Source organism: Sinorhizobium sp. RAC02 (assembly GCF_001713395.1).
Taxonomy (GTDB): Bacteria; Pseudomonadota; Alphaproteobacteria; order Rhizobiales; family Rhizobiaceae; genus Shinella.
Window position 1 is genome coordinate 2181349 of the sequence record NZ_CP016452.1, and the last position, 24696, is coordinate 2206044.

At 63.4% G+C, this 24696-nt stretch carries 18 protein-coding genes and 1 pseudogene; 11 read left to right on the plus strand and 8 right to left on the minus strand.

Annotated features, from left to right (window positions below):
• Positions 1–21 precede the first annotated feature (21 nt).
• Complete coding sequence (locus tag BSY16_RS31135) at positions 22–4044, minus strand: caspase family protein (RefSeq protein WP_069063581.1); 4023 nt, start codon at positions 4042–4044, stop codon at positions 22–24.
• Between the two features lie 386 nt (positions 4045–4430).
• The gene (locus tag BSY16_RS31140; protein ID WP_286157299.1) at positions 4431–5627 is read right to left on the minus strand and encodes an MFS transporter; all 1197 of its coding nucleotides are present in this window, start codon (positions 5625–5627) and stop codon (positions 4431–4433) included.
• A gap of 76 nt (positions 5628–5703) precedes the next feature.
• Between BSY16_RS31140 and BSY16_RS31145 the strand changes: the two genes are divergently transcribed.
• The 10 genes and pseudogenes from BSY16_RS31145 (at position 5704) to BSY16_RS31195 (ending at position 14967) form a co-directional block, all read left to right on the plus strand.
• On the plus strand, positions 5704–6024 hold the full coding sequence (locus tag BSY16_RS31145; RefSeq protein ID WP_069063583.1) for an ArsR/SmtB family transcription factor: 321 nt from the start codon (positions 5704–5706) through the stop codon (positions 6022–6024).
• A 261-nt stretch (positions 6025–6285) separates the two neighbouring features.
• Positions 6286–6719 (plus strand): annotated as a pseudogene (locus BSY16_RS31150) (IS5 family transposase); the annotation flags it as partial.
• Between the two features lie 617 nt (positions 6720–7336).
• Positions 7337–8002 (plus strand): GntR family transcriptional regulator, encoded by a 666-nt coding sequence (locus BSY16_RS31160; RefSeq protein ID WP_171902507.1) that lies wholly within the window; start codon positions 7337–7339, stop codon positions 8000–8002.
• Positions 7999–8859, plus strand: a complete 861-nt coding sequence (locus BSY16_RS31165) for an ABC transporter permease (RefSeq protein ID WP_083243206.1) — start codon at positions 7999–8001, stop codon at positions 8857–8859. Before BSY16_RS31160 ends, BSY16_RS31165 begins: the two co-directional genes overlap by 4 nt.
• The gene (locus BSY16_RS31170; RefSeq protein ID WP_069063587.1) at positions 8856–9644 is read left to right on the plus strand and encodes an ABC transporter permease; all 789 of its coding nucleotides are present in this window, start codon (positions 8856–8858) and stop codon (positions 9642–9644) included. The genes BSY16_RS31165 and BSY16_RS31170 overlap by 4 nt, the downstream gene beginning before the upstream one ends.
• Before the next feature lie 30 nt (positions 9645–9674).
• Positions 9675–10703, plus strand: a complete 1029-nt coding sequence (locus BSY16_RS31175; protein ID WP_069063588.1) for an ABC transporter substrate-binding protein — start codon at positions 9675–9677, stop codon at positions 10701–10703.
• Positions 10704–10775: 72 nt separating this feature from the next.
• A complete protein-coding gene (locus BSY16_RS31180) occupies positions 10776–11897 on the plus strand; it encodes an ABC transporter ATP-binding protein (RefSeq protein ID WP_069063589.1) in 1122 nt (373 codons plus the stop codon).
• 14 nt (positions 11898–11911) lie between these two features.
• Complete coding sequence (locus BSY16_RS31185; protein WP_083243207.1) at positions 11912–12607, plus strand: RraA family protein; 696 nt, start codon at positions 11912–11914, stop codon at positions 12605–12607.
• Positions 12600–13322 carry an HpcH/HpaI aldolase family protein gene (locus BSY16_RS31190; protein ID WP_069063825.1) on the plus strand — a complete coding sequence of 241 codons (723 nt, stop codon included), beginning with the start codon at positions 12600–12602 and terminating at the stop codon, positions 13320–13322. The genes BSY16_RS31185 and BSY16_RS31190 overlap by 8 nt, the downstream gene beginning before the upstream one ends.
• A 28-nt stretch (positions 13323–13350) precedes the next feature.
• Positions 13351–14967 (plus strand): 5-guanidino-2-oxopentanoate decarboxylase, encoded by a 1617-nt coding sequence (locus tag BSY16_RS31195; protein ID WP_171902508.1) that lies wholly within the window; start codon positions 13351–13353, stop codon positions 14965–14967.
• A gap of 70 nt (positions 14968–15037) precedes the next feature.
• Here the strand turns inward: BSY16_RS31195 and BSY16_RS31200 are convergent, their stop codons facing one another.
• The 6 genes from BSY16_RS31200 to BSY16_RS31225 form a co-directional block, all read right to left on the minus strand.
• Positions 15038–16879 carry an aminopeptidase P family protein gene (locus BSY16_RS31200; protein WP_069063591.1) on the minus strand — a complete coding sequence of 614 codons (1842 nt, stop codon included), beginning with the start codon at positions 16877–16879 and terminating at the stop codon, positions 15038–15040.
• Between the two features lie 16 nt (positions 16880–16895).
• Positions 16896–18191 carry an alpha/beta fold hydrolase gene (locus BSY16_RS31205; RefSeq protein ID WP_069063592.1) on the minus strand — a complete coding sequence of 432 codons (1296 nt, stop codon included), beginning with the start codon at positions 18189–18191 and terminating at the stop codon, positions 16896–16898.
• A gap of 9 nt (positions 18192–18200) precedes the next feature.
• Positions 18201–19154 (minus strand): ABC transporter permease, encoded by a 954-nt coding sequence (locus BSY16_RS31210; RefSeq protein WP_069063593.1) that lies wholly within the window; start codon positions 19152–19154, stop codon positions 18201–18203.
• A complete protein-coding gene (locus tag BSY16_RS31215) occupies positions 19151–20107 on the minus strand; it encodes an ABC transporter permease (RefSeq protein WP_353652387.1) in 957 nt (318 codons plus the stop codon). Before BSY16_RS31215 ends, BSY16_RS31210 begins: the two co-directional genes overlap by 4 nt.
• A gap of 8 nt (positions 20108–20115) precedes the next feature.
• Positions 20116–21966 (minus strand): dipeptide ABC transporter ATP-binding protein, encoded by a 1851-nt coding sequence (locus BSY16_RS31220; protein WP_069063595.1) that lies wholly within the window; start codon positions 21964–21966, stop codon positions 20116–20118.
• Between the two features lie 76 nt (positions 21967–22042).
• Complete coding sequence (locus BSY16_RS31225) at positions 22043–23758, minus strand: ABC transporter substrate-binding protein (protein ID WP_286157300.1); 1716 nt, start codon at positions 23756–23758, stop codon at positions 22043–22045.
• A gap of 263 nt (positions 23759–24021) precedes the next feature.
• Here BSY16_RS31225 and BSY16_RS31230 point away from each other — a divergent pair, with 263 nt between their 5' ends.
• Positions 24022–24615, plus strand: coding sequence for a helix-turn-helix domain-containing protein (locus BSY16_RS31230; RefSeq protein ID WP_069063597.1), 594 nt, complete (start codon positions 24022–24024; stop codon positions 24613–24615).
• Positions 24616–24696: the final 81 nt, after the last annotated feature.

The following is a 24696-nucleotide window of genomic DNA, read 5'->3' on the forward strand; positions in this document are numbered from 1 at the left end:
ACCAATCAAGCTGGCTGCATATCAGAACAGCGAAAATTCTCCGATCATCTGGTTGCGGGCGAGCCAGGGGGTTTGTAGGCCGCCACTTTCCTGGGAGACGCCGACCTTGACGGCGCGGAACAGTTCGGAAACCTCCAGGGTGCCGTTGCCGTTGAGGTCCGCCTTCGTCCGTCCCTCGCCCATGACATTCGTCAGTACCGTGGTGAAAACGCCGCCGTTGGCTTTGGCGGATTCGCGGGAAAGCTCACGGCCCTTCGAGGCTGAGAACACCACCAGTCCGGCTGGAATGGACCGCTGCAGGCCCGAGACCGCATCGTCATTGGTGGCAAAGAGGCCCGTGCCGGCGGCGCCGGAATGGCAGGCGTCAAGCAGGACGATCAGCCGCCCCTTTGTCTTGGAGAGGACGCTGGCGAGCTCATCCCAGGCAAGCGAGGTTGCCTCGACGGCGTCGGCCCTGGTCGCCGAGGTTGCGATATAGAATTTGCCGTCCGCTCCCTGCAATCCGTGGCCGGCAAAGAAGAACACCGCCGTCTCGCCAGGATCGACGCCCTGCGCCAGTTTTTCGGCAGCAGCAAGGATCGCCGTCTTTTTCGCCGCCCTGTCGGCAAGGAGAACCAGGTCTTTCTCCGGCGCATCGATCGTTTGGCCGGAGAGGGAGCGGAAGCGCGCGATCACGCGCTCCGCATCGCTTTTCGCGAAGGAAAGCTGCGAAATCCGGGTATCCTCATAAAGGTCGATGCCGACGGCCAGCACGCTGGTAATGGGTTTCTGGGACTGGACACCGAAGTCGCGTCCGATCGGCAGGCTTTGCAATCCGTCTGCATCTTCGGCAACGAGGCTCACCCATCGCGCTGACGGCAGCCGCGCCACGTCAATCGCAACCGGCTTCGACACATCCGACACCGCGACCCGGTCGGTCAGGACACCATCCTGGTAGACGTTGACCGCAACGACCGGGAGAAGACCGTGAGCCGTGACGTCACCCGTGATGCGGGCACCGTCGCTATCGAGGGTTCCTTCCAGCGAAGGCGGCGCACCGATGGTCGGCGCACCGACCGTTCCGCTGCCGGAAAGCACGGCCTGCATCAGCCCTTCGACGCGAAGCCGACGGTCGAATTGCTGAAAGCTGTACTGGCCGCTCGCCCCTGGAAAGCGCAGGTTGACGAAAGCGCTTCCCTCGGGCGTCGCATCGAACTGGAAATGCTCATTCCAGAACACGACCTCATCGTCGATGAAACGGCCGGACAGCAGAACGGCTGCATCGGAAACGCGGTGGATGTAGAAGGTTCCGTCGATATTCTCCTGGAGAATGTAGCGGCCGCTCTCGTCCGCAAAGGCATTCTTCAGCATATCGCCCCGCGGCAGGTCCATTTTCTCGAACAGGAAGCGGCGCGACTTGAGATCGAACAAGCCGATCGTGCCCGCGGCCTTTGCATAGAACAGCAGCGCAGTGGTGCCGATGGCCTTCACGTCGAGTTTCTGTTCATGGAAGAAACGGGTCTGGGCAGCGCCAAATGTCTCTTGCTGGGCAACAAGAGCCTGCTTTACGCCAAGCGTGCCGCTGCCTTCGTCGAAGATAGCCAGATAGGATTTGCTGAGCTGGCTTCCCGCCGTCGGGCCGCCATAGCATATGCCGCGGACGATCCAGATCGTCTGATCGCCAAGGCGAATGCGATGTGCGAGGTCCGGCGCGTCAGGCAGTTTGCCGCTTTCCAATCCCTGGCTCACCTGCTCGCAATAGATCGCGTCCATGGATTCGGTTGCGTGGGACCATTCAAGCGGTGCCTTCATGGCGGCCATATCGTCGGAAAGCTGATTGCTTGCAGCCTTGACCCGCTTTTCGAACGGCGCCCGAGCGGTCTCATCGAGCCGCCGCGCGTCGTCGAGCGGTTCCAGGGTGAAGTCGGGTAGGGTGGCCTTACTCGCAGTGAACCCGAAGGGTTGCAGGGCATCGAGCAGCGTTCGCCGGGAGACGACCCCCATGGCGGAACGATCCAGCCGGACTGGCGCAAGACCGCGCAGGACCGTTTCTTCCTGTGGCTGATCGATGGCGGCCTGTGTTTCCTGCAGGCCGCGGTTCGGCCGAACGTAATCGCGTGCCAACAACAGCGCCGCTAGCGTCGCGTTCTTCGCGTCAAGCTGCTCGCTGCCGGTCGAGCGCTCTCCCGTGTAGTGCGTATAAGCAAGGCCGAGGGGAGCATTCCATCCGGTCTCGAGGCCGATCGGTGCGGTTATCCCGATCGCCTCCGCCTGAACGCGAATGAACTCCCGCACGCCTTTCAGGCCCTCGTCGGCAATGATCAGGTTTGAATCCTGTGAGACGAAATCTCCGTCCTGCAAATCGAAGGCGGCATAGCCGAGCGGCCCGGCGACGATGCCGAGCATGTTCTCGAGATCCATGGTGACGGAGGCGGAGACCGAACTGCTGCAAGCCGCGCAGGAGGTTCGTTGCTCCTCGATCGCGACACCCCGAGAAAGGATCGATGCCAGCCAGGTGCGACCCCAGGGTTCGGCCTCGCTAATGACGAAGGAATCGTTGTTGAACCAGGCAAGATCGCTGCCGCCGAGGGTCGCGACCCGCGCGCCATCCACAAGGTCGATGACGTCGAAGTTCTCGTTGCTGCGCACGGCGAGGAAACGTTTTGTCGGAGACAGGGCAATGTCATGGCCCTCCCGGTCGAGGATTTCGCTGCCTGTGGACGTGTCGATCACCGCAAAGCGGGTGTCGTTGAAAAGGACGTTTCGCCCGAGAGCGGGAATGTCGATACGCTTGTCATGGAGGTTGCCTGCGACGGGATCGTTGAGAACGATCTGCGGTGCTGCGGGTTTTACCGCAAGCACGCCTTCCCATTCCTGAAGAACGGCGACCTCCTTGCAGGCGCGAATGTATCCGACGAGCGTCGCGTGCAGATCCATTGGACCTGCCGAAAGCGGCAGCAGCGAGATTGTGCCGGCCGGCCCTGCGCCGCGACTGTGGAGTGCAACGATCGCCCGGCTTTCATCATGCCTCGGCTCGATGCCATAGGGGCCAAGCGCATCCGGCGTCAGGGCCAGAAAACCCTTTCCGGTAAAGCGGACGGGACCACTTGCGCTCACTATGAAATATGCGGTGATGCCAGCGTTCGGTGCCTTGTTGGCCCAGTCGATCTGCACCGCCGTGTTCGCGGTCGCATCTTTCGCAGGCATTTCGAGGTTGAACCCCGCGGCCAGCGCGCGAAGCGCTGTCCGCTCGCTCTCACAGGCGCCGCCGGAGTGGGCGGCATTGGTCCGAATACGTTCGACGTAACGTTCCGGCGTGTCGCCGGCGCGCCAGTATAGCCCCTGCGCGAAGGAGGCGACAACATCCGTGCGCGCTTTGGCACGCGGCTGTTTGGCATGGAAGATGCCGGATGATGCGCCTGCGAAAGTTTCGTGGCGTGTAGCGTCCTCTTTCAGCATGCAGACATTGTTTGAACCGTTGTGCGTGTAGGCGCGGCAACGGTCGTCGACCTCGCAAAAGGTTGCGCACTGGTCGCGGCTAATCCCGCGCAGGGCCGGATCGGTTAGTCCGCCACGGTAGTCGTGGCCAGGCAGGTCGGTGTCCCAAAACCATTGGAGGCCGCTTCTCGAGCCACCCAGCGCTTGGGAAACCTGTATCTCCGCAGTGTCCTCGGCCACGAAAGACGGGGTTTGCGCCGGATTGCATTGCGAAAGGGTCAGATCGATATGGGCGGATGATCCCGTTAGACTGAAGACATGGCGGAACCCCGGATCGAAGGCAAAGGTGCGCCCCGCCTTCAATGCTTCGAGAAGAACCGTGTCACGCCCGGCATCGATCGGACCGGCCATCACGCCTTCGGCGACGCGCGACAGAGCGATCGAAAATGTCAGGCGGTCGTCGACAACGACCGTGGGTCTGATCGTATCCGCATAGGTTCCGACATTGTAGAAGAAGGCGAATTCGGGATTTCCCTCGCTGCTGCAGCGCACGGCAAAACAGGAATACTTGCTGCCCGTCGTGTTGCAGATCGTGCCGCCCGTGCCATTGGCCGCTGCAAGCGGCATCCAGCGTCCGGCCGGCTCCGCCCGCTGCTGACTCTGCTGCCGGGAGGCCGGCTCACGCCGTGCAAGCCCCCTTAACGTCTCGACCGGTCCCAGCAGGACATCGCCTTTGCGTCGTTGGGCTTCGGTCCCCGTCGCACAAAGGACTACGATCGCGCAAACGGCAGCGAGCGCCAGACTGAGTGACTTTCGCATGCCGCACCCTCCTGCCCAAGGAATACCATCCAGCCAGTTCGAAACCGCAATCGTAGGGAAACCCTGTCCCGCCCCGGATACTATTGCCGACGCGAGGATTGGCAGCAAGATGAAACAGGAAGGAGATTGCTGTCCCTCGGTCGTAACCGCTCATCCCTTTGGTGGTGCTGACCGGCGTTCTCTGCCTGGCAGGTTTACTCGTGCGTCCCGAACTTCCGCAACAAACCCGCCGTCGCCGAGAACAGGACAATCAGGATGCCATATCCCAGCGTCGTTAGCGTCAGGCCGAAGGCGCCGACGGCCATGCCGGCCAGCAGTGTCGGCAGGCCAAAGGCGAGGTAGCTCAGTGTGAACAGAGAGGCAAAGAGTTCACCGCGTTCGTCTGGTCGAACAGTCGGGACGATGGATCGCAACACGCCGTAGAAGCAGGTTCCGAAGCCTGTCCCGGCAATGACGAGGGCCGCGAGATAGGCCGGCAGGGACTGCCAAACGATCGCAGCAAGCGTCAACGTCGTGCCGATCGAGAGCGCGGAAGTTCCGTAAAGCGTCACCTGCCGCGAGGAATGGCCACGCGCGATGTAACAGGCGGCGGCACCGGCAGCGCAGAGGAGCACGATGACGCTTGCCTGCGTCAGATGGTGTTCGGCGCCGAAGACGTGCCGGACGATCGGCGCGCCGAGCGAGAGATAGAGCCCGCCCGTCGCCCAGCCTGCGACAACAGCCGGCGCGCTGCGCCAGAATGCCTTGGCAGCCATAGCCGGCACGCCGATCCGTGGCCGAAGCGAGGCCCAGACGCCCTCATGCCGCGGCGCGGTCTCGGGGATGAGCCAGATCACGGCTGCAAACAGCATATAGGCGGCGACCAGGGTACCGAACACATCCGCTTTCGCCATCTCGGTTACGTCCATCAATATGCCCGCCACGAGAGCCCCCATGGCAAGCCCGCCCAGTGGAATGACCGAGTTCCACACCGATGCACTGCCGGGTCTGTCCTGCGGTTCGAGATCGACCACCGCCGCAGACAGCGCCGAGAGCAGCATCCCGGCCGCGATGCCTTGCAACACCCGCGCCACCATCAGGCCGGCCACGTCGCTAGCCTGCCAGAACAACAGCAGGCTCATCGCCATCAGCGCAAAGCCCCCCGATATGACCGGCCGCCGGCCGACATGATCGGACAGCGATCCTGTCACAAGCAAGGATGCGAGCAGGGCGACGGTATAGACGGCGAAGATACCGGTCAGTGTTGCCGCCGAAAAGCCGATCTCTTGCTGAAGCGCGGGATAGAAGGGTGAGGGAGCGCTGGCGCCGGCCATCATCACGGCCATTCCGGCAAGGGCAATGCGAAAGCCTGCGAGGCCACGCAGTGGCATGGATTGCGTCGTATCCGTCACGGGACACCTGACAGTTCGAATAATCTCGAACTATTCTCTACTGTCATTTTCGTGACGGTTCAACTAAATTCGAACCATGGCACCCGATACCGACCTTCACCACCCTGCTCGCGACGATCTGCGGCTGACCGACGTCCTCTTCGCCTTAAGCGATCCGGAACGCCTGGCCATCGTGCGCCAACTCGCCGACGGGCCGCTTGAAATGGCTCAATGCCATCTCTCCGACCCTTCGATGCCGAAATCGACCAAGTCGCATTTAATGAAGGTTTTGCGCGAGGCAGGCGTCATCCGTAACGAGCCACTGGGCCGCGGCCGCCGCCTCAGTATACGCCACGAAGACCTCGAGGCGCGGTTCCCCGGATTGATCGGTTCGGTGCTCGCGGCATCGCACCTCTAATCAGCTTTGTGACTCCGCTCGCGGCGGGGTGTCTATGAAGCTCTCCAGTTTAGTGATGTTCGCTATGACGTCCTCTAATCTCGTAGGTCGCCAAAGCTCATTGCGGACATGCGACTGCAGTCACCTGAAAGCTTGCCGACCATCGCAGGGGGCGGCATGAGCCGATAGTTTCCCGCAGCGTTCTGTAGTCGATTTCCGCATGGTCAGGATCCAATGATTGGATGTGTCCGATGTGGTTCAGGCTCCACAAGGAGACTGATCATGAGCGACCTTTGCTGGCTGGCAGAAGAGCAAATAGCACGACTTGCGCCGTATTTTCCCAAGAGCCACGACAAACCGCGTGTGGATAACCGCCGGATTCTGAGCGGGATCATCTTCGTCAACCGTAACGGCTTGCCCTGGCGGGATATGCCCCGGGAGTACGGGCCGTACAAGACGCTCTACAACCGGTGGAAACGGTGGGGCACGGTGGGCGTGTTTGGCCGAATGATGGAGGGTCTCGCCGCAGGAAGCTCCGGCTCGAAGACTACCATGATTGATGCGACCTGTTTGAAAGCGCGCCGCACGGCCTCGAGCCTGCGTATAAAACGGGGAGGCTTGGACGGCTGATAGGACACATGAAAGGCGGCATGAATACAAAGCGGCATGCTGTAGCCGATGCCGATGGCAGACCGCTCAGCGTCTTCGAGACGGCCAACCTGCCGAAGGGCGCGCGCAAGAGGTTCGGCAGGTTTCCGGCGGCCCTGGATGAAGGGCCTGTTGGCGTGACCCATCGTGCGGAATCCCTCGATGCCATGATGTGCACCCATGCAATTCGGCCCTGTACCACCAAAGGGCTAGTCGTCCTGCGCGACATCAATCATCGTGTTGTTGATAACGACATTGTCGAAGGTGGTCAGCCGCAGCAGGCGCCCGCACTCGGCATCCTGCTTCCCGAAGTAATTGAGCGCGAGCGGCCGTGGTAGGGGCGCTCCGGTAGGATTGGACTGAAGACTTCCTCACACTGGCGGCCGCAGCGTCACCCGCATCGAGGACCAGCGGGGGCAACGTGCGCAAACAGCCGGCAGTGCTCTCAGGCCGCACACCGACCTCCATAACCTTTGCACCCTTGCCGCGGGTGTCATCGAAAAGCCCCTCAAGCAGTCGAAGTGCCGCTCGCTAAAGGCGGCCATATATCTGTGCCCGTTGATGTTCAGCAGCTGCTGTGACGTCCGTCAAAGCGCGCATTGACAGCAAATATTTCGATGATATTTTGAAAATATATTTTATGGAGTGACCGACCGTGCAGCCTGTCTCCAGCAAGAAAATGCGCTTGAGCGACGTCGCCTATCACGGGCTGCGCACCGCCATCATCAAGGCGGAACTGCTGCCGGGGTCACCGATCGACGAGAAGGAATGCATGGAGCGGCTGGCGGTCGGCCGCACGCCGCTGCGCGAGGCGCTGCAACGGCTGGCCCAGGAGGACCTGCTGCTTGCGGTCCCGCAGCGGGGCTACTTCGTTTCCTCAACCTCTGCGACCGATTTCTTCCAGCTTCAGGAATTCCGCCTTCAGGCCGAAGTCTGGGCTGCACGGCTGGCCGCGACGCGCATCAGCGACGCGCAGCTCGATCGTTTTGCCACTCTCATCGAAGAGGCGCGTGCCGGTGTCGCGGCCAAGCGCATGGAAATCGAATGGCATCTCGGTATCGACGAGGAGATGCACCGGCTGATCGCGGAAGCGTCCGGCAACACCTATCTCGTCCAGGCGCTGACCCGCCTTTATGCGCTTTCGGTGCGCAGCCTCTACGTCTCCCGCATGCCCGTAGCGCTGCTGTTCGAAGACTTGAAGGACATGGTGGTGATCCACGAGGCGCTGGCGAGCGGCGATCCCGACAATACCGAGGCTGCGATGCGGGCGCACCTCTCCGTCAGCGCGACGAACCTCATCCGGCCGGTCGAATCCTCTTCCCGCCAAGTGCGCGTGGAGACACGGAAATGACCGCCGCGCGCCGAGGCAACCTTCTGACACTGGCCCTTCTCGCCCCGTCCCTCCTCAGCGCAATCCTCCTGCTGGTCATCCCGATCCTCATCGTCATCGCCTTTTCCTTCGCCGAGCAGGACACCTATGGTGGCGCGAAATTCGGCTTCACGCTGGCGAGCTACCGCGAGCTCTTCCAGGCGATCTACCTGCCGATTTTTCTCAACTCGCTCCAGCTCGCCGCTGTCTCCACCGTCGTCTGCCTGCTGGTCGGCTATCCGATCGCCTATTTCATCGCGCTACGCGCCGGGCGCCATGCCGGGCTGTTGCTGGCGCTTCTCCTCATTCCGTTCTGGATCGATTTCATCGTGCGCATGTCGGCCTGGATGGTGCTGCTCGGCCGCAACGGCACGATCAACAGCGCGCTCCTCGGCCTCGGTTTCATCGAGCAGCCGATCCGTATGATCGGCACCTATCCGGCCGTGCTGGTCGGCATGCTCTACGCCTTCCTGCCGACCACCGTGCTGCCGATCCATGCCGCGCTGAACGGGCTCGACAAGCGGCTTCTCGAAGCGGCCGACGATCTTGGCGCCACGCCACTGCAATCCTTCTGGCGGGTGACGTTCCCGCTGTCGCTGCCCGGTGTGATGGCGGCGATCCTCTTCGTCTTCGTGCCGGCCATGGGTGTCTATGCCATTCCGGTCCTGCTCGGTGGCGGCAAGAGCATCATTCTCGGCAACCTGATCGTCCAACTGTTCCTCGATTTCCGCAACATGCCGCTGGGTGCTGCCGTCTCCGTGGTGCTGCTGGCGATCTCGTCGGTGATCATCGTCTGCTACATGCGCGTGCTGCGCTCGGTCGAGGAGGCGCGGGCATGAAGAAGATCATCGGGCTCTACGTTCCCGCCGCCACGCTCATCGGCTACGTCTTCCTCTTCGCACCGCTGGTGGTGCTGGTGATCTACGCTTTCAATGCCGGCCGGACGACGGTGGTCTGGGAGGGCTTTTCGCTCGCCTGGTTCGCCGAAGCACTCAGTGATCGCGGGCTCCGTGCTGGCCTGAAGGTCAGCGTTATCGTTGCGATCGCCTCTGCGGCGCTCGCTACCGCCATCGGCACCAGTGCTGCACTCGCCGTGGTCAAGCGCCCCTTCGCTGGAAAAAACCTGTTTTCGACGCTGGTGATCGCGCCGCTCGTTCTGCCGGAAATCGTGCTCGCCGTCGGCCTGCTCGTCGCCACCGTCTGGACCGGCATTCCGCTCGGCTACGGCACGTTGATCGCCGGCCATGTGCTCGTGTCGATCCCGTTCAGCTTCCTCATCGTGCGGGCGGCCGCCTCCGGCCTCGATCCGCGCCTCGACGAGGCAGCGGCGGATCTCGGCGCCAATGGCAAGCAGGCCTTCCTGCGCGTGACGCTGCCGCTGCTGGCGCCTGCCATTCTTTCGGCTTTCCTGCTCTGCGCGGTCATCTCCTTCGACAATTTCGTCATCTCGACCTTCGTGTCGGGTGTCGGCACCACGCCGCTGCCAATCCAGATCTACGCCACCCTGAAGACCGGCCTGACGCCGAAGATCAACGCGCTCGGCGCGATGCTGATCGCCGTCAACGTGCTCGTCATCCTCATCGTCATGGGTCGCTACCTCAAGACGGTTCGCAAGCCTTCATAAGATCATCAATCAAAAAAGGGGAATGCAACAATGAAAAACTGGAAGACCCTCTTCACCACCGCCAGCCTCATCGCCTTTGCGTCCGGCGCCTCGGCCGCCGAACTCAACATCTACGCCTGGTCCGGCGAAGTGCCGCAGGAAATCGTCGATGACTTCTCCAAGGAGACCGGCATCACGGTGACCTTCGATACCTACGATTCCAATGAAACGATGATGGCGAAGCTGTCCGCCGGTGCGACCGGCTACGACCTCATCGAACCGAGCCAGTACACCGTGCAGGTGCTCGCCAAGCAGGGTTTGCTGCAGGAACTGGACCATGCCAAGATCCCCAACATCGGCAATCTCGGCGCCCCCTTCAAGGAAGTCTCCTTCGATCCGGGCCAGAAGTGGTCGGTGCCCTATATCTGGGGTACGACGGGCTTCGCCTATAACGAGGATTGCGTAAAAACCCCGCCGACGAGTTGGAAGGCGTTGTGGGATCCGCAGTACGAAGGCCGGATCTACATGCTCGACAACATGCTGGCAGCCTATATCGCCGGTCTTCAGGTCAACGGCTTCGATGCCGGCACCACCAAGCCGGAAGAGATCGAAAAGGCGACCCAGTCGCTGATCGAGCAGAAGAAGGTGCTCGGCGGCTACAACAGCACGAACTACGGCGACCTGCTCGCATCGGGCGAGGCCTGCGTCGTGCAGGGCTGGAACGGCTCGATTGCCCAGGTCACCGCGACCAATCCGAAGGTGAAGTACGTCATCCCGGATGAAGGCGGCTCGATGTGGATCGACGGTTTCGCCATTCCGACCTCCGCGAAGAATGTCGAGGAAGCCTACAAGTTCATCGACTACATCATGCGGCCCGAAGTCGCCGCCAAGGCGGCCAACCTGTCGAAATCGGCGACGGTGATCGACAAGGCCAAGGCACTGCTGCCGAAGGACGTGGTGGAGAATGCCGCGATCTACCCGCCGGAAGACAAGCTCATGAAGGCCGACTTCATCCTCGACGTCGGCGACGCCACAAAACTCTATCAGGACGGTTGGACCAAGGTGAAGACCGCGCAGTAACGCGTCGGATCATCGGCAGCCGGATGCAAACCACCGGCTGCCCTTTCCTTCCTCAGCGAGTTCCAGAACGATATGCCGCCTGACATCAAGACAGAGCCGGCCGGCGCAAGCCGTGCCGCCATCGAACTGATCGATATCCGCAAGGCCTTCGGCACGGGCAGTGACACCGCCTATGCCGTCGACCGGATGAACCTCACCATCAAGGCGGGCGAATTCTTCACCTTCCTCGGCCCCTCCGGCTGCGGCAAGACGACGACATTGCGCATGATCGCCGGTTTCGAGGAGCCGACGTCTGGCCGCCTGCTGCTCGACGGCAAGGACGTGACCGGCGTGCCGGCCCACCAGCGCAACGTCAACACCGTGTTCCAGAGCTACGCACTCTTTCCGCATCTCAATGTCGGCGAGAATGTCGGTTTCGGCCTCTCGGTCAAGGGCGTTGCGAAGGGCGAGATTCGCGAGCGGGTGAAGGCAGCGCTCGACAGCGTGCACATGGCGCACGCCATCGACCGCAAGCCCTCCGCCCTTTCCGGCGGCCAGCAGCAGCGCATCGCGCTCGCCCGTGCGTTGATCAACCAACCCTCCGTGCTGTTGCTCGACGAACCGTTCGGCGCGCTCGACCTGAAGCTGCGCCGCGAGATGCAGATGGAGGTGAAGGAGATGCAACGCCGCCTCGGCATCACCTTTATCTTCGTCACCCACGACCAGGAAGAGGCGCTGACCATGTCGGACCGCATCGCGGTGATGAACAATGGCGTCATCCAGCAGATCGATGGTCCGGTCGACCTCTACGAGCGGCCGACCAACCGCTTCACCGCCGGCTTCATCGGCGACATGAACCTCATCGAAGGCCGCGTTGCCGGACATAACGGTGATCGTCTTGTGGTGGAGGCCGCCGGCAACAGGCTTGAGCTTCCGAACGAGCCGAGCTTGCGGTCCGGCGATCCCTGCACGCTCGCCATTCGCCCGGAGGCCTTGCATTTCGTCGATGGCAATGCCGGCGCGACCGTTCGCTTCTCCGGCACGGTTGGCGCCGCCGTCTATATCGGCACCGACACCGTCTGCAGCCTGGTGCTTGCCGATGACAGCCGTTTGCATGCCCGGGTGCGCAATGGCGGCGACCGGCCGACCCCGAACCCCGGAGAGCCAGGCATTCTCGCCTGCGCACCCTCCGCGATCAGACTTCTCACGCAATAGGATGCCCCTTCATCATGTCGATCAAATCCTACCGGATCGCCGATCCCGCGCCGCAACTCGATGCCGGCCTCATGGCCCGTTTTGCCCGCGTCGAGGCCGCGACCGTCGGCCACTACCTGCACGACCGCTTCATGCGCAATGACCTGCGTCCGCTGATCGATGGCGTGCGGGTGGCGGGCACGGCGCAGACCGTCTCGATCCCCGGCCCTGATTCCACCCTGCTCTACCACGCAATGGACCGAGTGCGGCCCGGTGACATCCTGGTGATCGACCGGGCAGGCGACGAGCGCCACGCCGCCTGGGGCGGTTTCATGGCCGCGGTCGCCAAGGAGCGCAAGCTTGCCGCCGTCATCATCGACGGCATGATCACCGACCCGGCCGCCATCCGCGAGGCAGGCGTGCCGACCTGGGCGCGCGGTGTTTCGCCGATCACCACGAAACTGCTCAATCTCGGCGGCGGCTACAACATTCCCGTCTCCTGCGGTGGCGTCACCGTCAATCCGGGCGATGCGATCCTTGCCGACGACTGCGGCATCCTCGTACTGTCGCCGGCCGAAGTGGCCGGCATTGCCGATATCGCACTGGCTGACCAGGAGGACGAGGGAAGCTGGGTGGCGCGCATCAATGCCGGCGGCACGTTACAGGAACTGGTTGATATCGCCGGCATGATCGCCGAGCGGCAGAAGAAGGATGGAGCCGCCCATGGCTGATACACTCAAAAACCTCGCTGTCTGGCTCTCGACCCCGCACCAAGCGATGATCGAAATCGCCCACGACATCGGCTACCGCCACATCGTGCTCGACATTGAGCATGGCCTGTTCGACCTCGAAGCGCTGGACCGCATTCTGGCGCTCGGCAAGGCGCTCGGCATGACCATGCATGCCAAGGTGCTCGGGCCAGAGGCAATCCCGATCCAGCAGGCACTCGACATGGGCGCCGACAGCGTCATCATCCCCCATATCGGCGATGTCGAGCATGCGCGTCGCGTGACCGCCTCGGCCAAATATCCGACGCTCGGTACGCGCAGTTTTTCTGGCACCCGCCCCGCCCGCTACGGCGGCGTGAAGCCGGAATATTACGACAATGAGAACGCCAAGACACGCTGCTATCCGATGATCGAATCGGCTGCCGCTCTCAAGGATGTCGAAGCCATCCTCGCGCTTCCCACCGTTGACGGCCTTTTCGTCGGCCCAAGCGATCTTTCGCTTGATTCCGGCCGCGGCGCCTATCGCAACACGGATGCCGATAAGGCCGACCTCCGCAAGATCGCCGAGGCCGCCCAAAAGGCCGGCAAGCCGTGGATCATGCCGGCCTGGTCCCGCCCCGAACGCGCCTTTGCGCAGGAACTCGGCGCGAGCCTGATGGTGGTGGCCGACGAATACGGCTCGATCTGGACCGGCCTCGAAGACGCAGCGAAACCCTGAAAACCAATTTTTCCGAACGGATTCCATTATGAACGAGACCATTTCCTGCGGCAGCCGCCTGATGCAGATCCTGAAGGCCTATGGCGTCGACACCGTCTTCGGCATGCCGGGCGTGCACACGCTCGAAGCCTATCGCGGCATGGATGCCGCCGGCATCCGCCATATCGGCGTACGTCATGAACAGGGCGCCGGCTTCATGGCCGATGGTTACGCCCGCATGTCGGGCAAGCCCGGCGTCTGCGTGCTGATCTCCGGCCCGGGCGTCACCAATGCCGCGACCCCGATCGGCCAGGCCTATTCCGACAGTGTGCCGATGCTGGTCATCACCTCCGTCGCAGCCAACAAGGACCTCGGCATGGGCCGCGGCACGTTGCACGAGATCACCGACCAGTCGGCCGTCACACGTCCCCTCACCGCCTTCTCCGAGACCGCCACCAACCCCGAGCAGGTGCGCGAATATATCGCCCGTGCCTTCGCCCTCTTCGAAAGCGGCCGGCCGCGCCCGGTGCATGTCTCGATCCCGCTCGACGTGTTCAAGGCGCCCGACGACAAGCCAGCAAGCCGGCGCACCACCGCGCGCCGCCGCGCACCCGATGCCGCGCAGGTCGAGGCGGCGGCCGCCATCCTCAACGCGGCGAAACGGCCGGTCATCCTTGCCGGCGGTGGTGCCGTTTCCGCGTCCGTCAAGGTCCGGGCGCTGGCGGAAAAGATCGGCGCAGCCGTGGTTCCGACCATTGCGGCCAAGGGCATTCTGCCCGACGACCATCCGCTCGCCCTGGAGGTGACGGTGGACCGCGGCGCCACCCAAGCCTTCGTGTGCGATGCCGATGCAGTGTTGCTCATCGGTACCGAGCTTGCTGAACCCGACATCTGGCTCGACGGCCCGCTGCCGATGAACGGCAAGCTCATTCGCATCGACATCGACCCCGCGACGCTGGTGCGCGACTATGATGTGGACGTCGCCATGGAGGCGGACGCGAAACTGGCCGTGGCAGCGATCACCGAAAAAGTCTCGCCGGCCAAGGGCTTCAAGGACAGCAACGCCATTGCCGAACTGCGCGCCACCGAGCGCGACGGGCTGACACCGCTCGAGCAAAAACATGTCCGTGTGCTCGACAGCCTGCGCAACGCCATTCCCGACGACGGCGTCATCTATACCGACATGACGCAACTCGCCTATACCGGCTATGCCTTCTATCGTAGCGCCCTGCCCCGCACCTGGCACTTTCCGGCAGGCTTCGGCACACTCGGCTATGCACTCCCGGCGGCGATCGGCGGCAAGATTGCCAGCCCCCAAACGCCGGTCGCCGTCATCGTCGGCGACGGCGGCTTCCAGTTCACGCTACAGGAACTCGGCACGGCGGTGGAAAACAAGCTGCCGCTCGCCATCATCCTGTGGAACAATGACAGTCTCGCCCAAATCCGCGACGGCATGATCGTTCGCGATATCCCGACCATCGGCGTCAACCAGCACAATCCGGATTTCGTCAAGCTCGCCGAAGCCTATGGCTGCCGGACAGCAGAACCCACGAGTTTCGACGAGCTGGAAGAAGCGGTCAAATCCGCCTTCGCCACGGACGGCCCAACGCTCATCCACCTGCGTGAAAGCGCCCCGTTCCTTGGGAAGGGCCAGACACCGGCCTGAGCGAGGTTGAGATGGCCGCGTGAAAGCCGGGATTGCTGGAAAACAACGGACGGCCGTCGTCCTTGTTTTCTCAGCAGTCCGAAACTTTCTCATGGTGGGCAGCTCGTCTCAGGCGGCGCTGCTCATCGATGGATTGTGTCTGACTTAGGAGCCATGGCAGGGCGCCAGCGCCGACACGGGTTTTTAGCTGAGCGTGAACACGGGCGTGGTAACGATCGAGGAAGGCACATTCGGCGGGGCTCAACGTATCGAGATCGGCCATCGCAAGGTCGATGGGCACGAGCGTGAGCGAGGCGAAGCGGCAGAAGCCGTCTCCGTCGGCGATGACCTCCACCTGGTTTTCGATGCGCATGCCAAAGGCGCCTTCCTTGTAGTAGCCGGGCTCCACCGTCATGATGTTGCCGGGCACAAGGCCGTGAAGGTTCGGTTTTCGGTCGAAGCGGTGCGGATATTCGTGCACGAGCAGATTGTGCCCCACCCCGTGGCCGGTTCCGTGATCATAGTCGAGGCCTGCCTCCCACAGCGCTCGACGCGCGAAAGCGTCAAGTTGATGGCCCTGCGTCCCGACCGGAAAACGCACCGACAGCAGCGACAGGAAGCCCTTCAGGACGGCCGTATAGGCGAGCCGCATTTCGGCGCTCGGGGCGCCGAGCATCAGCGTTCGCGTCAGGTCGGTGGTGCCGTTCAGATATTGTCCACCGGAATCCACCAGGTAGGGTGTGGCGGTGTCGATTGCCGCATCGGTTTCCGGCCGTGCCGCATAATGGCACATGGCCGCATTGGCGCCGGCGGCGGAAATCGTGCGGAAGCTCGGCTCGATGAAGCCGGCCCGCTCCTGCCGGAAGGCGAGCAGCCGTGCCTCGGCCTCAAGCTCGGTCAATGGCCTTGCCGTACCTTGGCGCGCCGGCACCTCAGTCGCGACCCAGGCCAGAAATTCGATAACGGCGATGCCGTCTTCGAGATGGCAATCGCGGTATCCCTGAAGCTCGGCCGGCGTCTTCGCCGCCTTGGCAAGCGTGATTGGGCTCGTCTGCGCCGCCAGTCTGCCACCAGGACCAAGGACGCAGGCACGGACCGCCGTTGGCGCGAAATCCGCGTCGATCAGCGCCGTCCTGTCCGCAACCGTCTCCGCTAGCCGGTCGAGAAACTGCTCCGGCGGCGAGAGCGTCACGTCGGCAAGCTCGTAGGCGTCGAGATCGTTGCCGAGCTTGCGCCGGTCGACGAACCATTCGAGCCGATTGTTCGCATCGAGTAGCAGGAAAGAATGCGGCACGGGGTTCATCGGCACATCAGAGCCGCGCACGTTGAGAAGCCAGGCGATGTTGTCAGGTAGAGTCTCCACCAGCAGGTCCGCGCCACGCTCTCGCAAGCCTTCGGAAATGCGCGCCCGCTTGTCGGCCGCCGTTTCCCCGGCAACCTGCGGCGGCATCGCGCGGATCGCGCCGAGCGGGCGGGCGGGACGGTCGCGCCATACGGCATCGAAGGGATCGTCGTCGAGCGCAAGAAGCTCCGCCCCCGCTGCCGCGCATCCGGCTGCCAGCCGGTCGTACAGGTTGCCGGCGATCAGCATGGTGTCGATACCGATGCGCCAGCCCGGACGGGCATGGGCTTTCAGCCAGCGGTCGAGCGGATCATCGTGCAGATGGCGCATGTCGAACAGCGCCGGATCGACCTCCTGCCGCACCTGGACCTGATAGCGGCCGTCCACGAAGATCAGGGCGCTGTCCTCAAGCACGAGCGCGAGGCCTGCAGAGCCGGAGAAGCCGCTGAGATAGTGCAGGCAATCGTCGCGCGGGGCAGTCACTTCGCTCTGGTGGGCGTCCGTGCGCGGCACGATCAGCCCGTCCAGGCCGGACGCAGCCAGCCAGCCGCGCAGCGCCGCCAGCGCCGGCGCACGGTGGTTTGTCGTCATAATATGTGTCTTTCCCTTACCGATCCGCGTTCAGCGGCCCGCCCTTTTCGGCCACCAGTGCGACAAGCCGATCGAAGACCGCGCCCGACTGGCGAATGCCGTCATGCTCGAATTCGTTGGTGATCCAGAAATCCAGGTTGCCGACGGCGCGTGCCGTCTGAAGCGACAGCCCGGCATCGACATACATGTCGTCGTGATAGATCGCCGCCGAAACCGGAACCGTGTTGGCCGCAAGCCGGTCCTTGTCGTACAGCCGGCTGTAGCACGGGCGGCGGGCGAGTGCCTCGGCGGCGGCGCGGAACGGCCGCAACAGGGCAATCTCCTCGAACATCGACGGATAGATCATCTCGCCGGTGAAAAGCAGCGGTCGCGCCTTAACGTCAAACTCGGGGAACTCGCCGAGCAGGCGTTCCGCCGACCAGGCCGTGGCGCCCTCACCCTCACCGTAGATCGCCTCGTGGATCGCGGCAAACAGCGGATTGCCATGATAGGCGGTCAGGTGCATGACGGAAGCGAGGAACTGGTCGGACAGGCGGTCGCCGGCAAAGGCTTCCTCGACCAACCAGTGAATGTTCTCGAAGCCCGGCCCCATGCCCAAGTCAAGGCCGAGGCTCTGGAAGCGTCGCACGGTCAGGCGGTCGCCATCGGGCAGCAGCACCACATTGGCATCGATGAAATCGGCGATGCGCGCCACCAGCGCGCCGTCCTCCGGATATCGCTTGTAGAAGACGTCGTTCTTGTCACGCACGCGCGGGTAGGTATGGCGATAGACCTCGTCGGCCGATGGGTCGAGGCTCGGTATGCCGCCCGCAATGTAACAGGCCGAAAGAGCCTCCGGCGCGCGGCTCAGATAGGTGAGCGTGAGGAAGCCGCCATAGCTCTGGCCGAGCGTCTGCCAGCGCTTGCCCCCGAAGCTGGTCTTGCGCAGGTGCTCGAGGTCGTCGACGATGGAATCGGCACGGAAACATGCAAGATAGTCGGCTCCCGCCTCGGCGTCGAAGCCCGCGATTGTTGCCGCATCGACCGGCGTCGAGCGGCCGGTACCACGTTGGTCGGGCAGGATGACGCGGTGCGTCTTCAGCGCCTTGTGCAGCCACGGCGGGCCACCGCGTGTCGGCCGCGGCGACTTGCCGCCCGGCCCGCCTTGCAGGAAGCAGAGCAGCGGCAGCGCTTCATCCTTGCGGGCGGGATCGACCACCTCGCGGGCAAAAACCTCAATGGTCTTGCCATCCGGCGCCGCCCAGTCGAGCGGGACCGTGACGACGTGATCGCGGATATGCAGGCCGGGAATGGTGTATTCGGTGACGATCATGGGAAGTCCTCAACGTACCCGCGGGTCGAGCAGCACATAGAAAAGGTTGACGACGATATTGGCAATGACGATGAACACGCCACCGAGCAGCACCACGCCGATAATGATCGGCCGGTCCTGGTTGGCAACCGCCTGCACGGCGAGCGCGCCGACACCTTGCAGACCGTAGACCTGTTCGATGATGATGACGCCGCCGAGCAGCATGGCGATATCCGCGCCAAGCTGGGTGACGAGCGGCGTCAGCGCGGCGCGCAGGCCGTGTTTCCAAACGACACGGCGTTCGGAGAGCCCCTTGGCGCGGGCAGTGCGGATATAGTCCTCGCCCATCACCTCCAGCATCTGGCCGCGAGTCAGGCGCGCATAAACGGCGGCCATGGTCAGCGCCAGCGTGGTCCAGGGCAAGGCGAGGTGCCAAGCCCAAAGCATTGGATTGCTCGTCAGCGCCTTGTAGCCACCGGCCGGGAACAGGGTGAAGCCCGCCTGTTTCGGCAGGAAATACAGCAGGTAGAGCGACATCATGCCGAGCACGAAGGTCGGGAAGCTGAGCCCGACAAGAATGAAGGCCTGCCCCAGCCGGTCTCGCAGGCTGCCCACGTGGCGTGCCGACATGATGCCGACCGGCACCCCGATCGCCAGCCAGAGCACCGCACCACCCAGCACCAGCGACAGCGTCACCGGAATGCGCCGCAGGATGATCGGTGCGACGGGCTGCTGGTTGCGGTAGGAAAAGCCGAGATCGCCGGTGAGCGCCTTGCCCATGAAGGTGCCGTACTGGGCAAGGATCGGTCGGTCGACGCCGAGATTCTTACGGATTTGCGCAAGCTGGCTTTCGGTCGCCTTGTCGCCGGCGATCATGCGCGCGGGGTCGCCCGGCGCCACGAAGAACAGCAGGAAAACGAAAGCCGAAAGAACAAACAGAACGCCTGCGCCGAAGGCCACGCGGCGGGAGAGGAACCGTATCATCGCTTGGTGGCTCCCTTCGGCTGGCGCTTCAGGCGACGCGCGGTACGTGCGCTCTTCGGATCGAGCGCATCGCGCAGGCCGTCGCCGAGAATGTTGAAAGCAAGCGTCGTCATCAGCAGCGCCGTGCCGGGCACGAAGACCAGCCACCAGGCGACCAGATAGAGCGAGTTGGACGAGGCGTCCGCCAGCATTCCGCCCCAGCTTGGTGTCGGCGGCACGATGCCCATGCCGAGGAAGGAGAGCGTCGCCTCGAAGACGATGGAATTGGGAATCTGCATGGTGGTGTAGACAATGATCGGCACGGCGAGATTGGGCAGGATGTCGACGATCATGATCGACAACGGCCCCGCGCCAAGCGAACGGCTGGCCTGCACGAAATCCTGCCGGCGCAGCGAGATCACCTGCCCGCGGATGACGCGGGCCATCGGCGCCCAGCTGAAGAAGACGATGACGGCGACACTGAGCGAAAGGCTCGGTCCGAAAACCGAGACCAGGGCCAGCGCGCAGAGCAGGAAGGGCACGCTCATCACGAGATCGGTGAGCCGGCTAAGGACAAGATCGACCGTGCCGCCGAAGTAGCCCGCGGTCGTACCGACAACGACGGCGATGAACGAGGCGATCAGCGAGGCGCAGACCCCGACCAGCAACGACACGCGCGCGCCATAGGCGAGCCTGACCAGCACGTCACGACCAAGCTGGTCCGTGCCCAGCCAGAACTCCGCCCCCGGCCCGACGGGAATGCCGGTCGGCGACAGGCCGGTGTCGCGGAACTGCTCGATGGGCGAATGGCCGGTCATCGTGGCGACCAGCGGAGCTGCAATAGCCAGCAGGACGATTGCCAGGATGACGGCTAAGGCCATCACGCTCGCGGTGTCGCGCCGCAGCCGTCGCAACGTCAGTTCAAAGGAACCGCGCTGGACGACCTCGGTTTCGGGGAGCGGTTCTTTCGTCACGCCGTCACTCATGATGCCACCTGCTGCCGCGTTTCGACCAGGGACCGCTGCTCGCCCTCTGCAAAGGCAGGAATCGTCTTGGAAGCCGAAAGCAAGGTCTTCGTGTAGGGATGCCGCGGATCGGCAAACAGCCGCTCGGCGGTGGCGAGTTCGACGATCCGGCCATCCTGCATCACCGCGATACGATCACAGACATGGCGAACGACCGAGAGGTCGTGGGAAATGAACAGGTAGGTCAGGCCGAATTCGCGCTGGAGGCGGCGAAGCAGGTTCAGCACCTGCGCCTGGATCGACACATCCAGCGCCGAGACCGGCTCGTCGCAGATGATCAGCCCCGGGTTCAACGCCAAGGCCCGGGCGATGCCGATCCTCTGGCGCTGACCGCCGGAAAACTCCGAGGGGAAGCGATTATAGTGCTCGGGATTGAGACCGACGATCTCCATCAGGTCGCGCACCTTCGCCCGGCGCGCCTCGCCGGAAGCAATGCCGTGCAGACGGAACGGGTCGCCGATGATCGCGCCGACGCGGCGGCGCGGATTGAGTGATCCGAACGGATCCTGGAAGACGAGCTGGACATGCTGGCGCATTTCCCGCCATTGCCGGGCGTCAAGCGCGCCCATGTCGCGGCCAAGCACCCGGACGCTGCCGGAGGTGGCAGGAACGAGGCCTGCAACGATGCGCGCCAGCGTCGATTTCCCGCAGCCGCTCTCGCCGACAAGACCCACGGTCTCACCCCGCCCGATGGTCAGGTCGATGCCTTTCAGCACGTCGAGGGATCGTTTCGGTCCAAAGAAGCTGCCGGCCTGATAGGTGAGGCGTACATTTTCGATTTCCGCGACCGGTTCGGAAACGGTCACATCCGCGGCGACCGCGATCGCTTCGGCCATGGGCCGGGCCTTTCCGGCAGCCTCTTCGAGCCAACAGAGGGATTCGACCCCATCGCTGTACAGGCGTAGCGGCGGCGGCTCGAGGGTACAGCGCGGCAACGCCTCGGCACAGCGCGGCGCAAAAACGCAGCCGGCCGGCGTCGCCAGCAGGCTTGGTGGCCGTCCACCGATCGGGGCGAGGTCCGTGCCCGGCCGGTAGCTTGCAGGCGTCGAGCGTAACAGCCCGGCCGTATAGGGATGGGTCGGCTGGCGGAACACATCGGCAGCACGGCCGTATTCCAGTCGGTGGCCGGCATACATCACCATCACATCGTCGGCGACGCTGGACAGCAGGCCGAGATCGTGGGTGATGAGGATGACGGTCGTGCCGAAATCCCGCCGCATGGTGTCAAGTAGTGCGACGATCTGCGCCTGCACGGTCACGTCAAGCGCGGTGGTCGGCTCGTCGGCGATGACGAGCGCCGGCTTCAGAATGAGCGCCATGGCGATCATCACGCGCTGGCGCATGCCACCGGAAAACTGGTGCGGATAGTCGTCGAAACGGTCTTTCGGCGAGGGGATTCCGACCTTGCCAAGCATATCGACCACCCGCGCCCGCGCCTCGGCAGCGCTCACCCGCTCATGGGCGTGCAGTACCTCGGCGATCTGCGCGCCGATCGTATAGAACGGATGCAGGCTGGAGAGCGGATCCTGGAAGATCATGCCGATGCGGCCGCCGCGCAGCCGCCGCATATCCTCTTGAGGCAGGCCGATCAGGTTGCGCCCTTCGAACAGGACCTCGCCACCGATCTCGGCATTGGCAAGCAGGCCCGTCACCGCCTGGGTGAGCACGCTCTTGCCGGAGCCGGATTCGCCGGCGATGCCGAACAGCGATCCCGCCCGCACGGAAAAGGAGACATTGCGCACCGCATGCACCACCCCGTCCTCGGTCGGGATGTCCACGGTGAGACCTTTGGCTTCGAGAATGGTCACGGTCGACCCTGTTTCCCTGTGAAAGAGGAGGCATCCGACGTCGCGAGGCCCGCGACGCCGGCAATCAGGCCTGGGCTCAGCGCTCGAGCCAGAGGTTCGTCCAGTCGCCTTCGACGCCCAACGCATAGGGCAGGAAGTTCTTCACCGCCTCGCTGCGATAGCGCGGGTGTTTGTTGGCGATCAGCGGAACGACGGGCGAATCGGCCATCACCAGTTCGTCCACTTCGGCCCAAAGCTTGGCCGTTTCCTCCGGCGTGGTCGCGTTGATCGCCTTCATGGCGATCTCGGTGGCCTTCGGGTTGTTGTAGTCGGTGTAGTTGTAGGTCTGATGCGTGCCGTCGAAGGTGAACTGCGGCTGGAAGACGGAGCGCGCCGCACCGCCGACCCAATCCGGCGTCCAGCCGACCGGCGCGATGTCCCAGGTGCCTTCCTTGGTGTTGACCGGGTTGGTCATGAACTTGGAATAGTAGTCGGCAGCCGTGACCGGGGTCATTTCCAGCGTGATGCCGGCGCGTGCGACGCTGGCCTGGATCGTCGCGGCGGTCGTCACTTCGAGGTCCTTGTTGCGATAGGGCATCTTCAGCGTGATGCCGTTCGGGAATCCGGCTTCAGCAAGCAGGGCCTTGGCCTTCTCCGGATCGCCCTTCGCGTCGGGCGACGGGTAGAGATCGAACTTGTGATAACCGAGGACGCCGATGCCGAAGATGCCGTTCGCCGGCTCCGCGACGGTCGAGCCACCCCATTGCTGGACGATGGCCGCCTTGTCCACCGCATATTGCAGCGCCTGGCGAACGCGCAGGTCCTTCAGCGCGCCGTTATTGTTGTTCGACACCGTGTTGATGAACAGAAAGTTCGTGTTGCCGGCGGACATCGCCGTCAGCTTCTCGTCACCCGTGGCGGCCAGCGTCGACAGGATGGCAGTCGGCACATTGATATCATAGGCGAGATCGGCATCACCCGATTGCAGCTGCTGCATGATCGCATCGGCCTGCAGGCCCATGGTGATGTCGATCTCCTCGACATAGGCCTTGCGCAACGGGTCGCTCTCAGCCTTCCAGGCCGAATTGCGTACAAGCCTCAGGCTGGTGTCGGGCGTATATTCGCCGATCGTATAGGGACCGTTGCCGACGAAATTGGCGCGGTAGTCCGGGCTGTCGGGAACATAGTCCAACGTCTCGATGGCCACCGCCGCCGGCATCGGCAGCGAGAGCATGTAGACGAAATCGCCCGCACGCTCCTTGAGCTTGAACACCACGGTCGCATCATCCGGCGTCTCGATGCCGGTGACGTCGTTGGCTTCCATATAGGCCTTCATCGCTTTTGCCGTCGGCTCGACCTTGGCGAAGCCGTCGCAGAATTCGGTGAGGCCGGAGATCAGCGCGGTGAAATAAGTGAGCGTCGAGGCCTGCATGTGCGGATTGCACAGCCGCTTGAAGCCGCGCTCGACGTCGGCGGACGTGACCTGGCGTGCACCGGACGGCGCATTCCACATCGCGCCCTCGCGCAGCTTGAACGTATAGGTGAGGCCGTCATCGGTCGGCTGCGGCACCTCGATCGCAAGGTCTCCCACCGGCTTGATCGCCGTCTCGGGGTCAGTCGATGCCTCATAGCTCACCAACTGGCGCGAGATGGCGCGCATCAGGTTGTTCGTCGGCACCATGCCGGCCAGCGTCGGGTCCATATGGTCCGGTTCGCCGGTCGCCAGAATGCGCAGCACGCCGCCTGCTTGCGGCTCCTCCTGCGCCAGCGCGCCGCCGGCTGCAAGCATGGCAACGACGGCGACCGACGCCATCAAAGACATTCCGTTCCTGTGAATGCGCATTTGGCTCCTCCCTGAGCTTCGACCTTGGATGGCGAAGTCATTACTCAAAAATTGAACCATTGCAAAAGAAATTGAAGTTTTGTAGTGAAATTTTTATAGGGGCGGAAACGAGCGAGCCGGCACGGTCGCATGCGGCAAAAACCGCGACAAGGCCCGGTTCCCCTGATCGACATCGCAAAGCGCTTGCGCCATATCTTGGGCAGATCCGTCCATGCTGCGAACCGGGGTTTTGAATGTCGCCAGAATCGAACGTGCAGGAGGAAGGCGTGGCAGACAGCGTCACCGAAGAGACCCTCGGCAAGAAGATCCGTAAACGTCGCCGCGCCATCGACATGACGCTGCAGCAGGTGGCCGACCGTGTCGGCCTGTCCATCGGTTTCCTGTCGCAGATCGAACGCGGCGTCTCGACACCCTCGCTCGCCTCGCTCTGCAACATTGCCGAAGCGCTCGATACAAGCATCGACACCTTCGTCAAGGCCCCGCGGCAGGCCGGAACCGTATCGCGGCAGGGCAAGCGGGAGGCCTTCAGCCTCGGCGACACCCGGCGCACCTATGAATTTCTGGGTGGCGCCTTTCCCGATGCCAAAATGCACCCGACCCTCGTGCGCCGCCCGCCCGGCCACGTGTCGGAGGTCATGCACAACGAGGGCGAGGATTTCGTCTATGTCCTGGAAGGCAGCGTATTGCTGGAGGTAGACGGCGAACGCCATATCCTCAACAAGGGCGACTCCATGCATTTCCAGTCGCATCTCCCCCATCGCTCCGCCACCCTCGGCACGGAGCCCGTGCTGGAACTCTGGGTGCGAACACAGCCGTTGCTGCTGTAGTTCTCCAGTGGCTAGACGACACGATCGTGGGAATTTGATCAGCCCGGCACGCCGCACCAGCCAGGCAGATGACTGGCCGTT

Coding starts and splice junctions, on each gene's coding strand:
- BSY16_RS31170 (WP_069063587.1), top strand. CDS start 8,856: ATGAAGAAGATCATCGGGCTCTACGTTCCCGCCGCCACGCTCATCGGC.
- BSY16_RS31190 (WP_069063825.1), top strand. CDS start 12,600: ATGGCTGATACACTCAAAAACCTCGCTGTCTGGCTCTCGACCCCGCAC.
- BSY16_RS31210 (WP_069063593.1), bottom strand. CDS start 19,154: ATGATACGGTTCCTCTCCCGCCGCGTGGCCTTCGGCGCAGGCGTTCTG.
- BSY16_RS31175 (WP_069063588.1), top strand. CDS start 9,675: ATGAAAAACTGGAAGACCCTCTTCACCACCGCCAGCCTCATCGCCTTT.
- BSY16_RS31200 (WP_069063591.1), bottom strand. CDS start 16,879: ATGACGACAAACCACCGTGCGCCGGCGCTGGCGGCGCTGCGCGGCTGG.
- BSY16_RS31195 (WP_171902508.1), top strand. CDS start 13,351: ATGAACGAGACCATTTCCTGCGGCAGCCGCCTGATGCAGATCCTGAAG.
- BSY16_RS31145 (WP_069063583.1), top strand. CDS start 5,704: ATGGCACCCGATACCGACCTTCACCACCCTGCTCGCGACGATCTGCGG.
- BSY16_RS31230 (WP_069063597.1), top strand. CDS start 24,022: ATGTCGCCAGAATCGAACGTGCAGGAGGAAGGCGTGGCAGACAGCGTC.
- BSY16_RS31135 (WP_069063581.1), bottom strand. CDS start 4,044: ATGCCGCTTGCAGCGGCCAATGGCACGGGCGGCACGATCTGCAACACG.
- BSY16_RS31185 (WP_083243207.1), top strand. CDS start 11,912: ATGTCGATCAAATCCTACCGGATCGCCGATCCCGCGCCGCAACTCGAT.
- BSY16_RS31225 (WP_286157300.1), bottom strand. CDS start 23,758: ATGGCGTCGGTCGCCGTCGTTGCCATGCTTGCAGCCGGCGGCGCGCTG.
- BSY16_RS31180 (WP_069063589.1), top strand. CDS start 10,776: ATGCCGCCTGACATCAAGACAGAGCCGGCCGGCGCAAGCCGTGCCGCC.
- BSY16_RS31165 (WP_083243206.1), top strand. CDS start 7,999: ATGACCGCCGCGCGCCGAGGCAACCTTCTGACACTGGCCCTTCTCGCC.
- BSY16_RS31205 (WP_069063592.1), bottom strand. CDS start 18,191: ATGATCGTCACCGAATACACCATTCCCGGCCTGCATATCCGCGATCAC.